This is a genomic window from Pseudonocardia sp. ICBG1293, assembly GCF_020131355.1.
Classification (GTDB): Bacteria; Actinomycetota; Actinomycetes; order Mycobacteriales; family Pseudonocardiaceae; genus Pseudonocardia.
The window spans coordinates 405,781-422,065 of sequence record NZ_JAHLEL010000047.1; the positions used below are offsets into that span (position 1 = coordinate 405,781).

General features: G+C 76.2%; 4 protein-coding genes. All 4 read right to left on the reverse strand.

All coding sequences use genetic code 11. The annotated features are described in order from the left end of the window. Positions 1–12 precede the first annotated feature (12 nt). From KPF47_RS25130 to KPF47_RS39150, 4 genes are read right to left on the reverse strand one after another with little or no spacing between them, the layout of a single operon-like run. Complete coding sequence (locus KPF47_RS25130) at positions 13–696, reverse strand: formyltransferase family protein (RefSeq protein WP_224391247.1); 684 nt, start codon at positions 694–696, stop codon at positions 13–15. Beyond that, positions 693–2,051: an MFS transporter gene (locus KPF47_RS25135; RefSeq protein ID WP_224391249.1), complete on the reverse strand. Its 1,359-nt coding sequence runs from the start codon at positions 2,049–2,051 to the stop codon at positions 693–695. Before KPF47_RS25135 ends, KPF47_RS25130 begins: the two co-directional genes overlap by 4 nt. Then, positions 2,051–15,805 carry an amino acid adenylation domain-containing protein gene (locus tag KPF47_RS41110; RefSeq protein WP_374108896.1) on the reverse strand — a complete coding sequence of 4,585 codons (13,755 nt, stop codon included), beginning with the start codon at positions 15,803–15,805 and terminating at the stop codon, positions 2,051–2,053. Before KPF47_RS41110 ends, KPF47_RS25135 begins: the two co-directional genes overlap by 1 nt. Further along, positions 15,712–16,257: a condensation domain-containing protein gene (locus KPF47_RS39150; RefSeq protein WP_255660375.1), complete on the reverse strand. Its 546-nt coding sequence runs from the start codon at positions 16,255–16,257 to the stop codon at positions 15,712–15,714. Before KPF47_RS39150 ends, KPF47_RS41110 begins: the two co-directional genes overlap by 94 nt. Between the last annotated feature and the right edge of the window lie 28 nt (positions 16,258–16,285).

Genomic DNA, 16,285 nt, shown 5'->3' on the forward strand with positions numbered 1-16,285 from the left:
GGCGGCGCCGGGTCAGCCCCAAGCCGCGGCGGCGTCGGGGTAGTAGTCCGCGAACATCCCCAGGTCGGTGGCCTGGTCGTAGCGGGGGTGGTCGCGCATCCCGGCGAGCTCGAGCCCCTCGGCGAGGCCGTAGTAGCCGGGATCGCCCTCGGCCGTGCGGGCCGGTCCGGCGGTCCCGTCGACGACCGCGGCGAGGTTCTCGGTGAAGGCCCGGTGCGCGGCCTCGACCAGGTCCGACAGCACGTCCTCCAGGACGGCGTCGGGGTCGACCGGGAACCGCGCCTCGGCGAGCACCGGGCCGGTGTCGATGCCGGCGTCGACCTCGTGCAGGGTCGCGGCGAAGGTGGTCTCGCCGTGCAGCACGGCGTAGGCCGCCGTCACCGGCGGCAGCCCGCGGTAGGACGGCAGCGGCCCCCCGTGCACGTTGAGCAGCCGCAGCCCCGAGGCCAGCACCTTCTCCCGGAACAGGAACGGGTTGTCGATCGACCAGAGCAGACCGTCGGTGCAGCGTGCGGCCAGTTCCCCGGCGAGCTCCTCCAGGTCGTGCCCGCTGTGGACCGCGCGGGCCGCGTCCGGGGCGAACCCGGGCGGCGGGGTGGTGCGGGGCCCGTGGCAGACGAGGTCGACGGGGTGGCCGTCGGCCCGGGCGTGCCGGACGGCGCGCCACAGCAGGGCGCCGTCTCCGACGAAGATCATCGTTCCTCCTCGATGGATGCGCGGGTGACCCGGCGCAGCGGTCCGAGCAGCAGCCCGGTCGCCGCGGCGACCAGACCGGTGACGGTGTTGTAGGCCCAGAGCGCGTCGCCGTCGCCGACGACGCCGCCGACGAACCCGGCGACGACGGCGCCGATCGCGGCGCCGGTCATGGCCTGGGCGGCGAACAGGCTGTTCACCCGGCCCAGCAGGGCGTCGGGGGTGCGGAGCTGCAGCAGCGTGTACCGCAGCACCTCCTCGATCGCGTTCGTGGCGCCCGCGGCGACCAGCGCGGCGAGCACCAGCGCGACGGTCGGTGCCGCTCCCGCCAGCGCGTAGCAGGCGTAGCAGGCGACCATCAGCACCAGCAGCAGACGGCCGGGCCGCGGGCTGCGCCGGACCCAGCCGCTGCCCAGCGAGCCGAGCACGACCCCGGCGGCGAGCGCCGAGTACATGAGACCGACGACGGTGGACGAGCCCCCGAAGCGGGCCTCGACGAAGGCCGGGACCAGCACGAACGACCCGCCCCCGACCATCCCGACCAGTCCGGCCACCATCACGCCGAACACCACCGGCTCCCGGACGGCGAACCGCGCGCCGGACCGCAGCGCGGCGAGCGGGCTCTCGGCCGGGTCCGGCGGCCCGTCGGCGACCGACCGGTCGCCGGTGGCGTCGGTCCCGGGGCCGGCGGCGGTGCCGGGCGGCCCCGGGGCACCGGGTGCGGACCCGGTGGGCGGCGGCGGGTCGGCCGCGGCGGTCCGTCCCCGGCCGGGCGGTGGCGCGACCATCAGCAGCACCCAGGTCGCCGCGGCGGCCAGCGCGCCCGCGGTGTAGTTCCAGGCGGCAGAGGCGACGGCGAACACGATGCCCCCGACGGCCGGTGCGACGACCGCCCCGAGCCGCAGCGACACGGTGTTCAGCGCACCGACCGCGTGCAGCTTCGCGCGGTCCACGATGGACGGGGTCACGGCGAGCATGGCGGTGATGCAGGTGGCGCCGGACAGCCCGTTCGCGGCGACCAGCGCGGCGGTCAGCGGGGTCGAGCCGATCCAGGCGGCGTTCACCGCGAGACCGGCGAACGTCGTCCCGCTGATCAGCCAGGTGACCCGCACCAGCAGCCAGCGGTCCACCCGGTCGGCGAGGACCCCGCCGCCGAGGTAGCCGACGACGAAGGCGACCGACTCGATCGCGGTGACCATCCCGACGACGGGGGTGGAACCGGTGCGGGCGTAGACCTCCAGCGGCACGGTGACCGCGACGATCCCGACCCCGAACAGCAGGATGGTCCGGGCGACGAACAGGTTGCGGAAGGTCCGGTCCTCGCGCAGCGGGCTGACGTCGACGAGCAGGGACGCCATCAGCGGTCCCCCGCCCACGTCGTGAGGACCTCGACCCAGCGCGCCGCGACCCGGTCGACCGTGCGGGCGTCGAGGACACCGGTGGGGTGGCCGAAGGTCGTCTCCAGGACGGGACCCTCGGCGGTGTCGCGCACCAGCGCGTCGACGACGAGCGAGTGCCCGACACGCACGCCGGGCGCGGGCCCGACCCGCACCGCGTCCTGCTCCGGGGCGAGCTCCCAGCCGCCGCCTGCGGTTCCGGCGGGCCGGGTGGTGCGACCGAGCCAGTTCAGCGCGACCTCCGCTCCCGGCCCGGTGACCCGCGGCGTGCCGTCGGCCGGGTACCGCAGCAGGCCCCAGCCCAGACCGCGCCCGGGCGGCGCCGCGACGGCGTCGCGGGCCCGGGTGAGCGCCGCGGCCGCGTCGGGCACCTCCGGTCCGGGGGTGCCCGAGGCGGCGACCGGGGCGAGCACGGTGAGGCAGCCGACCGTGCGGACCAGGTTGACGTCGGTACCGAGCTCCTCGGCGCGGCCGTGGTGCTCGAGGTCGACCAGCACGGGCCCGTCGGGTCCGGTGACGGTGAGCGCCTCGCCGAGCGCGGCGAGCAGCACCGCCTCGGCCCCCGCCCCGTGGCGCCGCGCGAGCGCCGTGACGACGTCGCCGGGGCAGGACACGGTGGTCTCCCGGACGGTCGCGCGGGTGTCGCCCCCGTCGCGCGGGCGCCGCACGGGCAGCGGGGCGGCCGTGTCGAGGACCTCCTGCCAGAACCCGGCCTCGGCGCCGACCTCGTGGCCCGCGCCGTGCGCCCGCAGCCGCGCGGCGTACGCGGCGAAGCCGGTGGCCTCGGGTGCCGGTTCGGCCCCGGTGCCGTGGGTCGCGATGTCCTCGGCGAGCACCCGCCACGACGTCCCGTCCACCGCGAGGTGGTGCGCGAGGACCGCGAGCCTGCCCGGCGCGGTGCCGCGGTCGAACCAGAGCAGGCGCAGCATCCCGCCGGGCCCGGCGTCGAGCTCGGCGCGGGCGGTGCGGGTCGCGGCGGTGACGGCGCGGGTGAGCGCGTCGTCGCCGTCGGCCGGGTCGACGGGGACCCGCCGGACCAGCGCGGCCGGGTCGGCGTCGCCGCGCGGGAGGATCCGCAGGCCCGTCCAGCGTCCGTCGGAGTCGGTCTCCAGGGCCGAGTGCAGGACCGGGTGCCGGGTGACCAGGGCGTCGGCCAGCGCGGTGAGGTCGTCCGCGCCGAACCCGGCGGGGGTGGTGACGAGCACCGCCTGCGCCCGGCCGGCGACCGGGCCGCCCAGGGACCCGAGCCAGGACAGGACCGGGGTGAGCGGCGCGGTGCCGGTCTCGGGGGTCGCGGTGCCCTCCGACGGCCCGGTACCGCCCGTGCCGGCTGTACCGACTGTGCCGCCGCGGTCGCCGTCGCGGAGGTCGCTGTCGTCGAGTGCCGCCGCGACCGCGGCGACCGTCCCGGCGACGAGCAGGTCCCGCACGCGCAGCTCGATACCCTCGCGCCGGGCGGTGGTGGCGATGTCGATGGCTCCGAGGCTGTCCCCGCCGAGGCCGAAGAAGTCGTCGTCGATGCCGACCGTGTCGAGCCCGAGGACGGCGGCGACGATCGCGCACAGCCGTTCCTCGAGCGGGGTGCGGGGGGCGCGGGAGGCGCGACGGGCGACCGGAGCGGGCTCGGGCAGTGCGCCGGTGTCGAGCTTGCCGTTGACGGTCAGCGGCAGCGCGTCGACCACGGCCCAGAGAGTCGGGACCATGTAGTCGGGCAGCACCCGGCCCACCGCGTCGCGGACCGTCTCCATGTCGGGCTCGCCCACCAGGTAGGCCGCGAGCCGCTTCGTCTGCCCGGTCGTGTGGGTGACGACGGCGGCCTGGGACACGCCGTCGGCGGCGCTCAGGGCGGTCTCGATCTCGGCCGGTTCGACCCGGTAGCCGCGGATCTTGAGCTGGTCGTCGCTGCGCCCCAGGAAGTCCAGGTTCCCGTCGCCGCGGCGCCGCACCAGATCACCGGTGCGATACATGCGCTCCCCCGGCGTCCACGGGTCGGCGACGAACCGCTCCGCGGTCGCCCCCGGCCGGTCCAGGTAGCCGCGGGCCAGCCCGGTCCCGGCGATGTAGAGCTCCCCGACGACGCCGTCGGGCACCGGGCGCAGCCACCCGTCGAGGACGTGCGCGACGGTGTTGGTGATCGCCGTGCCCACCGTCGACGTGGCGCTGTCGGCGGTGCCCGCCCCGAGGGTGTTGATCGTGTACTCGGTGGGCCCGTACAGGTTGTAGCCCCAGGTCCCGTCGGTGTCACGCAGCCGCGACCACACCGACTCCGGCACCGCCTCCCCACCGAGCAGCACCAGCGGCGGGACGTGGGCCCCGTCGAGGAACCCGGCCGCGAACAGGTGGTGGGCGTAGGTCGGGGTCACGTTCACGACGTCGACCGCATGCTCCGCGCAGTAGGCCACCAACCGCTCCGCATCCCGACGCAGCTGCTCGTCACACACGTGCACCTCGTGACCCTCGACCAGCCACAGGAGCTCCTCCCAGGACATGTCGAACGCGAACGACACCGTGTGCGCGATCCGCAACACCCGCCCACCCGCGGCCTCGATCGTCGGCGCGAAGATCTCCCGACGGTGGTTGACCTGCATGTTCGTGAGCCCACGGAACGGGGTCACCACACCCTTGGGCTTCCCCGTCGACCCCGACGTGAAGATCACGTACGCGGGATGGTCCAACCGGCCCGGCGTGCCGGGCGCGAACGACCCCAGCTCCTCGCCGGTCAGCGGGGTGTCCGGGACACCGTCGAACAGCCCTGGCTCGTCCAGACGCACCTGCTCCACCCCACCGTCGAACCGCGCGGCCACGGCCGAGTCGGTGACCAGCAGTGCGGCGCCCGACGCGGCGAGGATCTCCGCGAGCCGCTCGTCGGGGTGGTCCAGCTCCAGCGGCACGTACGCCGCCCCGGCACGCAGCACCGCGAACAACGCCACGACGTTGGCCGTCGACCGCGGCAGACCCAGCACCACGACCGTCTCCGGGCCGGCCCCGCGCGAACGCAGGACGCGGGCCAGCCGGGTCACGCGGGCGTCGAACGCGGCGAAGGTGACGCGCTCGTCGCCGGAGACCAGTGCGGTGCGCTCCGGGCAGGTCGCCGCCCGCTCGGCGAGCAGCTCCGCGATCGTGACGTCCGGGACGTCGACGACCGCCGAGGCCGCACGCGCGACGGCGGCGGCGTGGTCGCCCGGTGCGAGGACGTCGATCGACCCGACCGGACGGGCCGGGTCGCCGGCGAAGGCACGCAGCACCGCGACCATCCGGTCGGCGACGCGCTCCATCGTGGACCGGTCGAACAGGTCCGTGGAGTACTCGATGACGCCGGACAGCAGGTCGGGGGTGTCGGTGAAGTTGAACGACGCGTCGAACTTCGCCGTCCCCGTGCGGACCACGTCGGCACTCGCGTCCACGCCGTCGAGGCGGGGGGTCAGGGCGTTCGCGTCGCCGCCCAGGCACACCACCATGACCTGGAACAGGGGGCTGCGTCCGGGCGCCCGGTCCGGGGCCAGGGCCGACACGACGTCGGAGAAGGGCACGTCGGCCCGGTCGTAGGCGTCGAGATCGGTGCCCCGGACCGCGCGCAGCAGCTCGGCCACCGTGTGGTCGGGGGCCACGTCGGTCCGCAGTGCGAGGGTGTTGAGGAAGTAGCCCACCGCGTCGTCGAGTGCCGGGCCGAAGCGGGTCGAGATCGGGGTGCCGACCACGACGTCGGGCGACCCGGTGTGCCGGGACAGCAGCACGGCGAGCGCGGCGTGCAGCAGCATGAACACGGTGACGTCGTGCGAGCGGGCGAGCCGGTGGAGCTCGGCGGTGAGCTCCGGGCCGACCTCGACCGGTACGGCGTCGCCCGCGCCGGTGGGGGCGGCGGGACGCTGTCGGTCGATCGGCAGCGTGGTCTCGACCGGGGCGCCGGTCAGCGTGGTCCGCCAGAAGTCCAGCTGCGCAGCGGCAGAGGTGTCCGACCCGTCGGCGAGGCACTCGCGCTGCCAGGCGGCGAAGTCGGCGTAGCGGACGGCCGGCGCGGGCAGCGATGACGGCGCGTCCGGCCCGGAGCGCAGCCGTGCCCGGTAGGCGGTCTGGAGGTCGTCGATGAGGGGGCGCCAGGACCACTCGTCCACGGCGATGTGGTGCAGCACCGCGACCAGGACGTGCTCGTCGGGGCCCAGCTCGAACAGGGTGACCCGGTTCGGTGCCTCACGGGCGAGGTCGAACGGGGTGCGGACCGCGGTCTCGATCCGGCCGTCGAGGTGCGTCGCGTCGATCCGCTCGGTGGTGAGGACCGGGCCGACGGCATCGAGGTCGAGCACCCGGGCCGTGGTCGCGCCGTCGGGGTAGACGGTGCGCAGCACCTCGTGCCGGCCGAGCACGTCGAGCCAGGCGGCACGCAGCGCGTCGGTGTCGAGCGGCCCGTGCAGGCGCAGGACGCCCGGCACGTTGTAGACCGCACCGGGCCCGCCGACCCGCGACAGCGCGAGCATCTGCCGTTGCCCGGCCGAGATCTCCCGCTCGGGTCCGTCGTGGTGCACGGGCTGCAGGGCAGGGCGCGCCGTGGCGGTCCGGCTGCCGAAGGGGGCGAGCCGGGTGACGGTGCGGGCCTCGAACACGTGCCGGGGGCGGATCCGGATCCCGGCCTTGCGGGCCCGGTTGGCCAGGGCGAGGGCGGAGATGCTGTCCCCGCCGAGGTCGAAGAAGTCGTCGTCGGGTCCGACCCCGTCGACGCCGACGACCTCGGCGACGATCGAGCAGAGGGTCTCCTCCAGTGGGGTGCGCGGTGCGCGGCCGCCGCTGCGGCGCAGGGCCGCGGGCTCGGGCAGGGCGGCGACGTCGAGCTTGCCGTTGACGGTCAGCGGCAGCGCGTCGACCACGGCCCAGAGAGTCGGGACCATGTAGTCGGGCAGCACGCGGGCCACCGCGTCGCGCACGGTCGACGGGTCGGGGTCGCCCACGAGGTAGGCCGCGAGCTGCCGCTGGCCGGGGACCTCCGGGTGCGGGCGGGCGACGACGGCGGCCTGGGACACGCCGTCGGCGGCGCTCAGGGCGGTCTCGATCTCGGCCGGTTCGACCCGGTAGCCGCGGATCTTGAGCTGGTCGTCGCTGCGCCCCAGGAAGTCCAGGTTCCCGTCGCCGCGGCGCCGCACCAGATCACCGGTGCGGTACATCCGGGCGCCCGGGGTCCACGGGTCGGCCACGAACCGCTCCGCGGTGAGGGCGGGGCGGTCGAGGTAGCCGCGGGCGAGCCCTGCTCCGGCGATGTAGAGCTCGCCGATCACGCCGTCGGGGACCGGACGCAGCCAGCCGTCGAGGACGTGGGCCGTGGTGTTGGTGATGGCGGTGCCGACCGTGGAGGTGGCGCTGTCGGTGGTACCGGCGCCGAGGGTGTTGATCGTGTACTCGGTCGGGCCGTAGAGGTTGTAGCCCCAGGTGCCGTCGGTGTCGCGCAGCCGGGTCCACACCGATTCGGGGACGGCCTCCCCGCCGAGCAGCACCAGCGGGGGCACGTGGTCCCCGTCGAGCAGGCCTGCGGCGAAGAGGTGGTGGGCGTAGGTCGGGGTCACGTTCACGACGTCGACCGCATGCTCCGCGCAGTAGGCCACCAACCGCTCCGCATCCCGACGCAGCTGCTCGTCACACACGTGCACCTCGTGACCCTCGACCAGCCACAGGAGCTCCTCCCAGGACATGTCGAACGCGAACGACACCGTGTGCGCGATCCGCAACACCCGCCCACCCGCGGCCTCGATCGTCGGCGCGAAGATCTCCCGACGGTGGTTGACCTGCATGTTCGTGAGCCCACGGAACGGGGTCACCACACCCTTGGGCTTCCCCGTCGACCCCGACGTGAAGATCACGTACGCGGGATGGTCCAACCGGCCCGGCGTGCCGGGCGCGAACGACCCCAGCTCCTCGCCGGTCAGCGGGGTGTCCGGGACACCGTCGAACAGCCCTGGCTCGTCCAGACGCACCTGCTCCACCCCACCGTCGAACCGCGCGGCCACGGCCGAGTCGGTGACCAGCAGTGCGGCGCCCGACGCGGCGAGGATCTCCGCGAGCCGCTCGTCGGGGTGGTCCAGCTCCAGCGGCACGTACGCCGCCCCGGCACGCAGCACCGCGAACAACGCCACGACGTTGGCCGTCGACCGCGGCAGACCCAGCACCACGACGGTCTCGGGTCCGGCGCCACGGGACCGCAGGACCCGCGCGGTGCGGGTGACCTGCGCGTCCAGCTCGGCGAAGGTCAGCCGGGACTCCCCCGCCACCAGGGCGGTGCGCTCCGGGCAGGTCGCCGCGCGCTCGGCGAGCAGCTCCGCGATCGTGGCGTCCGGGACCGGGGTGGCGGTCGCGCCGGTGTCCACGGCGACGCCGAGGTCGACCGCGGCGAGCGGGGCGTCCGGGGCGGCGGTGAGGGCGTCGAGCACGGCGACGAAGCGGTCCATCAGCGACCGCGCGGTGTCGGTGTCGACCGCCTCCGGCCGGTGGTCGACGGTCAGCTCCATGTCGTCGAACGGGTTCACCGCGAACGACAGCGGGAAGTGCGAGTCGTCGAGGGTCTCGACGTCGGCCATCCCGTGCCGCTGCGCGGCCTCGGCGAAGGCGTCCCAGGCGTTGCGCAGCGTGAACAGGGTGTCGAACAGCTGCGGCCGGCCGGTGGCCTGCTGGATCTGTCCGAGCCCGAGGTACTCGTGTGCGACGAGGTCGGCGCGCTCGCCGGCGAGGCGGCGCAGCACGTCGGCGCCGGTGTCGGTGGGGGCGATCCGGACCCGGACCGGGACGGTGTTGAGGAAGAGTCCGACGGCGTGCTCCACCCCGGCGATCTCGTCCGGTGCGACGGCCATCGGGGTGCCGAGCACGACGTCGTCGTCCCCGGTGGCGTACCCGAGCACGACGCCGAGCGCGGCGATCAGGACGGTGTTGACGGTGACCCCGTGCCCGGCGGCGACGGCGCGGACCCGGTCGGACAGCGGGGCCCCGAGGCGGGTCCCGATCCGCGCCGACGGCTCGGTGAACGACCACTGCTCCTCCCCCGCGACCAGGGTGGGGGCGGTGAGGTCGGCGTAGGCGCGCGCCCACACCTCGCGCGAGGTCTTCTCGTCCTGGTCGGCGGTCCAGCGCAGGTACGTGTCGTAGCCGGGCGCCGCCGGCGGCTCGCCGCCGTCGTGCAGGGTGAGCAGGCGGTCCACCACGCGCATGGCCGAGGCGCCGTCGAACAGCTGGAAGTGGTTGGTCAGCACCAGCCGGTCCCGGCCGTCGGGCAGGTGCACGAGGAGCAGGCGGAACAGCGGCGGGGCGTCGAGCGGGATCGGCTGCGCCCGCTCGGTCACGGCCAGCGCACGGGCCGCGTCCACGGACGCGGCGGTCCGCTCCGTCACGGGCAGGTCGGGCAGGTGGTCGCGGACCACCTGGACCGGCCGGCCCCGGTCGTCGGTGGTGAACCCGACCCGCAGCAGCGGCGTGGCCGCGACCAGGCGGGCGAGCGCTGCCTCCAGCCGCTCCCGGTCCAGGACCCGGTCCAGGGTGAACACGGTCTGCAGGATGTAGACGTCGCTGCCCGCCGTGGGCCCGGAGGCGTCGGAGGTGTCGTAGACGGACTGGAAGTACAGCCCCTCCTGCAGCGGCGACAGCGGCCAGACGTCGGTGGCGCTGCCCCCGACCCGCTCGCCGAGCGCCGTGACGTCGGCCGGGCCGAGCCCGAGCAGGTCGCGCAGCGGGCGGGTGTCGGCGTCGGGCGTCCGTGGCGCCGTGCCCGCGACACGGGCCATCCCGGCCGGGGTCCGGTGGGCGAACACGTGCGAGGTGCGGACGTCGAGTCCGGCCTCGCGCACGGTCCGCACGACCCGGGTGGCGAGGATGCTGTCGCCGCCGAGGGCGAAGAAGTCGTCGTCCGGGCCGACCCGGCCGGCCCCGAGGACGCGGGCGAACGCCGCGCACAGGGTGCGCTCGACGTCGTCGGCGGGCTCACGGTCCGCGGCGGCGGGGCCGCCGCCGAAGTCGGGCTCGGGCAGCGCACGGCGGTCGAGCTTGCCGTTGATGGTCAGCGGCATCCGGTCCAGGACGACGATCGCGGCCGGGACCATGTAGGCGGGCAGCAGGGCGCCCAGGGCGGTGCGCAGCGCGGCGGGGTCGGCCGCGGCGCCGGGGGCCGGCACGACGTAGCCGACGAGTCGCCGGTCGGCGGCGTCGGCGCCGGTGTGCACCCGGGTGACCGCCTGCGCGATCCCGGGCAGGGCGAGCAGGCCGGCGTCGACCTCGCCCAGCTCGACCCGGTAGCCGCGGATCTTGACCTGCTCGTCGGCGCGGCCGGCGAACTCCAGCTCCCCGGCCCGGTCGAACCGGGCGAGGTCGCCGGAGCGGTAGAGCCGGGTGCCGGGTGGGCCGTCGGGGTCGGCCACGAACCGGACGGCGGTCAGGTCGGGACGGTCGGCGTAGCCCTGGGCCAGCTGGGCGCCGGCGACGTGGATCTCGCCGACGACACCGGCCGGGACCGGTCGCAGCCGCCGGTCGAGCAGCCGCACCTGCAGCCCGGCCAGCGGGCCACCGACCGGGCTGACCGGCCGGTCGAGGTCGGCGGGGCCGATCTCGCGGTAGGTGGTGTGCACCGTGGTCTCGGTGATGCCGTAGAGGTTGGCCAGCACCGGGGCGCCGGGGGCGTGCCGGGCGCACCAGTCCCGCAGCAGCCGGGGCTCCAGTGCCTCCCCGGCGAACACCACGTAGCGCAGGGTCCCGGCCGCCCCGCCGCCGGCGGGCTCGGCGAGGGCCAGGGGTCCGAACGCCGAAGGCGTCTGGCTGAGCACGCTGACCCGCTCGGCCGCGATCAGAGCCCAGAGGCGCTCCGGGTCGCGGGCGGTGTCGCCGTCGACGACGACGACCGTCGCGCCGGTCGCGACCGCGCCCCACAGCTCGAACACCGACACGTCGAAGGCGATCGAGTGGACCAGGGAGAACACGTCGTCGCCGGTGACGGCCATGGTGCCGTCGGGTGCCACGGTCGCCGCCAGCAGCGACAGCACCGCACGGTGCGGGACCTCGACGCCCTTGGGACGCCCGGTGGACCCGGAGGTGTAGACGATGTACGCCGGCTGCGCGGCGGGGACGGCGACGGGCTCGCGCAGCGGTGCGACGTCCGCCGGGAGCGCGTCGACCGCGACCACGCGGGGGCCGAGACCGGTCACGCCCTGCGGGGTCGTGGCGACGGCCAGCAGGCAGTGCGGCCGGGCGTCACCGACGATGAGCGCGAGGCGGCTCGCCGGGGACTCGACGTCCAGCGGCACCGCGGTGGCCCCGGCCAGGGCGACGGCGAGCACCGCGACCACCATGTCGGCGCCGCGGGGGACGCCGACGGCGACCCGGTCGCCCGGGCGGACCCCGTCCGCGACGAGCACGGCGGCCAGCCGCCCGGCGCGGTCGGCGAGCCCGCCCCAGCTCAGCCGCTCCTCCCCCGCGACCAGTGCGGGTGCGTCGGGGCGGTGGGAGACCGTGGCGGTGAACAGGGCGGCGAGGGTGGCCGGGAGCCCGTCGGCGCCGGTCGGCGCCGGGACGGGTGCCGGGGCGGGCGGGTCGAGCCGCAGCTGCGAGAGCCGGGTCCCGGGAGCCGACGCGACCAGGCCCAGCAGCCGCTCCAGCCGCGCCAGGACCGCCTCGACCGTCGCGGCGTCGTACAGCTCGGTGGCGTACTCGACGATCACGCCCAGCCGGGGGTCGCCGGTGTCGGAGACGGACTCGTGGAAGGCGAAGGTCGCGTCGAACTTCGCCGAGCCGGTGCCGGTGCGCCGGGCCGTGGTGACGGCGCCGTCGAGGTCGAGCTCGCTGCGGTCGGGGTCGGTGCGCAGGTAGAGCAGCTCCACCTGGAACAGCGGCGAGGCCGCGCCCCGCTCGGGCGCGACCCGGTCGACGACCCGGTCGAAGGGGACGTCGGCGTGGTCCATCGCGGCCAGGTCCGCGGTGCGGGCCCGGTCCAGGACCTCGGCCAGGGTCGGGTCGCCGTGCAGGTCCAGCCGCAGCGCGAGGGTGGTCAGCGCGAACCCGACGACGTCCTCGGCGCCCGCGTGCCGTCGCGCCGAGACCGGGGTGCCGACGACGACCGCGTGACCGGCCTCGTCACCGGGGTCGCGGTCGGCGTCGGCGTGCGCCTCGAGCAGCACGGCCAGCGCGCCGTGCAGCAGCATGAACATGCTGGTCCCGTGCCGCTGGGCGGCGGCGCCGAGGGCCGCGGCCAGCTCGGGGCCGAACTCCGTGCGGACCTCGGCGCCGCCGCCACCGGGTGCCTCGGGCCGGGGACGGTCGGCGGGGAGCGTGGTGACCGGCGGCGCGCCGGTCAGCCGGTCGGCCCAGAACTCCAGCTGGCGCCGGGCCCGGTCGGTCGGCTCCTGCGGGGTCCCGACGAGCCCGGTCTGCCAGGCGGCGACGTCGCCGAAGCGCAGCGGCGGTGCGGGCAGGACGGGGGTGCTCCCGGCGCGGCGGGCGGCGTACGCGGTGCCGAGGTCGGCGAGCAGGATCCGCATCGACCACTCGTCGACGGCGATGTGGTGACACACGAGCCCGATGCGGTGGCGGTCGGCGGCAGTGCGGACGACCTCGGCCCGGACCGGGGCCTCGCGCTCCAGGTCGAAACGGTGGCCGACGAGCGCGGCGAGCGTCGCATCGGCGCCCGCCTCGTCGCCGGCACCCGTCCCGACGTGCACCGGCAGCTCGCCTGCCGGATGAACGTGCACCGTGACCGTGCCGTCGGTGGTCTCGCCGTAGGTGGTGCGCAGCGCCTCGTGCCGGGCGACGACGTCGTGCAGCGCCGCGCGGAACGCCCCGGCGTCGAACGGGCCGTCGACGGTCCACTCGCGCGGGACGTTGTAGGCCGCGCCGGGGCCCTGCATCCGGTACAGCGTCCACATCGGATGCTGCGCGGGTACGAGGACCGCGGGTGCGGTGTCCGGGCGGCGGACCGGGCCGACGGCCGCGTCCGGGTCCCCGGTCCCGGCGGGGTCCCGGTCCGCGACCAGCGCGGCGAGACCGGCGACGGTCGGGCGGGCGAAGACGTCGGGCACCGTGACCGGGGCGCCGAGGCGTGCCTGCACCCGGTTGGCCAGCCGCAGCGCGGACAGCGAGTGCCCGCCGAGGGCGAAGAAGTCGTCGTCGACGCCGATGCCGGTGCGGTCGAGCAGCTCTTCGAACACGGCGCACAGCGCGCGCTCGCGGTCGTCGGCGGGTGGCCGCGAGCCGGCGTGGACGCGGTCGGGCACCGGCAGCGCCCGCTTGTCGATCTTGCCGCCGGGGGTGCGCGGCAGCTCCGGGAGCACGACGACCGTGGCCGGCACGAACTGCGACGGCAGCCGCTGCGCGACGGCCGCGCGCAGGTCCTCCCCCACCGGCTCGGCGGCGTCGTCGGCGGGGACGACGTAGGCGACCAGGGACACCGCGTCGCCGACCGTGCGGGCGACGACCACGGCCGAGCGCACGCCTGGCTGCGCGACCAGGGCGGCCTCCACCTCGCCGGGTTCGACCCGCACGCCGCGCACGGTGACCTGGTCGTCGGCGCGGCCGAGCAGCTCGAACCGGCCGTCGGGCAGACGACGGGCGAGGTCACCGGTGCGGTAGAGCCGGGCGCCGGGCACCGCGGGGTCGGCGACGAACCGGGCGGCGGTCTCGCCCGCGCGGCCGGCGTAGCCACGGGCCACCTGCTCACCGCCGACGTAGAGCTCGCCGACGACGCCGTCGGGCACCGGGGCCAGGAACCGGTCGAGCAGCACGACCGTGCTGCCGGGCACCACGCGGCCGGCGGTGACGCGCTCGTCGGCGCCGACCTCGCCGGCGAGCACGTCCCCGGCGACCTCGGAGGAGCCGTAGGAGTTCACGACGACCGAGCCGGGCGCCCACGCGCGCGCAGCGGCGACGGCGGTGGCGGTCAGCGGCTCGCCGGAGCAGATCCAGCGGCGCACCGCGACCGGGCCGGGGGTCTCGGCGAGCGCCGACACCAGCGACGGGACGGCGGTGACCTGTGCGACCGGCTCGGTGCGCAGCAGCCGGGCCAGTGCCTCCGGCCCGGTCGCGGTGGCGTCGTCGGCGACGAGCACCCGGGCCCCACCCGCCAGCGCGGCGAGCAGCTCGGTGACCCCGTCGATGAAGGCGATCGAGCTCTTGGCGACCCGGACGTCACCGGGCTCCACCGGCCAGGCCCGGTCCGCCCAGTCCAGCCGGCGGGCCAGGCCACGGTGCGTGCCGAGCACGCCCTTCGGCACACCGGTCGAGCCGGAGGTGTACACGAGGTAGGCGGCCTGCTCGGGACGCGGCCGGTCGAACGGCCGGTCCGGGGCCGGGCCCGTCGACAGCTCCGCGACGGTCGCCGTGGCCGTACCGGCCGCGGTGGCGGGTGCGGTGACGGCACCGTCGGTGATCACCAGGGCGGGCGCGGAGTCGGTGAGCACGTGCCGGATCCGGGCGGCCGGGTAGCCGGGGTCCACCGGTACGAGGACCGCGCCGGCGCGCAGCACTCCGAGTACCGCGGCGGCCAGACCGGTGGTGCGGGGCAGCAGCACGGCGACCCGGTCCTCCGGCCCGATCCCGCGCGCACGCAGCGCGGCGGCGACGCGGTCGGCGGTGTCGTCGAGCTCGGCGACGGTGACCTCGACCGGCGCGCGGCCGGGGGCGGGCGCACCGACCAGGGCCACCTCGTCGGCGCGGTCGGCGGCTCCCGGGCCGAGCGCGTCCGCCGGGATCCAGCGGGGATCGCCGTCGGTACCGGTGACCGACCGGTGCACCGGCCGGGTGCCGAAGACGTCGGCGAGCCGGCGGTCCGGGTCGTCACCGGCGTCCTCGAGCAGCGCCTCCAGGTCGGCCAGCAGGGTCGACACCGCGTCCGCGGTCAGGTGTGCCGCGGCGTAGGTGGCCTCGACGTCGAAGCCGTCCTCGGTGAGGAACACCTCCAGCGCCAGCGGGTGCTGAGCGGTGCCGTTGTCGGTGCGCAGCCAGCTCGTGGTGGTGCCGGGCAGCTGCGGGCCGTGCAGCTTCTGGGTGAGGAACAGCAGCTGGGCCTCGAACAGCGAGCGGGCCTGCCCGGACGCCGACGGGTTCAGCAGCTCGACGAGTCGGTCGTAGGGGAAGCCCTGGTGGGCGAACCCGTCCGCCGCCACGGACGCGACGCGGCCGATGAGCGAACGGACGGTGTCGTCGGGCCGCACGGCCGAGCGCAGCACCACGAGGTTGCCGAAGTTGCCGACGAGCTCGGTCACCCCGCTGTCCTCGCGGTTGACCACGGCGGTGCCGACGGCGACGTCGCCGGTGCCGGCGAACCGGCTCAGCACGGCGCCGTAGCAGGCGAGCACCACCGTGTACGGCGTCGTGTCCAGCTGCGCGGAGAGCTCCCGTACGGCCAGGGCGGCGGCCGGGGAGAAGCGACGGTCCACCCGTCCCCCCGCCTCGACGCCCGCCGCCGGGTCCTCGGCGGGCAGCCGGTCGAACAGCGCGGGCACCGGCTCGACGAGCTGCTCCCGCCAGAACGCCGCGTCGGCCCCGGCGCCCTGGTCGCCGCCGGCCCACGCCCGCTGTTCGGCGTCGGCGAAGTCCGCGACCTGACGCGGCGGCGGGGTCGTGGTCACCGCCCCGTCCCGGGCCTGCCGGTAGGCGCGCTCCAGGTCACGGGAGATCACCGCGAAGGTGAGGCCGTCCCACGCGATGTGGTGGACCTGCAGCAGCACCGTCGTGCGCGCCGGGCCCTCCCGGACCACGGCCACCCGCAGCGCGGAGTCGGTCGCGAGGTCGTAGGGCCGCGACGCCCGGTCGCGGGCCAGCTCGCGGACCCATGCACGACGCTCGGCGGGGTCGGCCCCGGCGCGTCGAGGACCTCCCAGACGTGGCCGGGCGTGTCGTGCACCCGCTGGAACGGGTCGCCGTCGTCGCCCGCGTGGTAGGTCGTGCGCAACACCTCGTGCCGGGCCACCAGCGCGTCGAACGCCGCGCGCAGGGCCGTCTCGTCCAGGTCCCCGTCGAGGGTGAGCTCGATGCACAGGTTGAACGCGGTGCTGTCCGGCACGATCTGGTGGTGCAGCCACATCCGCCGCTGCGCGAACGACAGCGGGAACTCGGTCCGACCGGCACGGCGCGGCGCGGCGGCGGGGTCGCTGCGGCGCAGGCCTGCCTCGGCCAGGCGCCGGGCGATCAGGGCGCGCTTGCGCTCGTCGAGACTGGTCATGGTGTGGCCTCCGGTGTCCCGGGCGGGA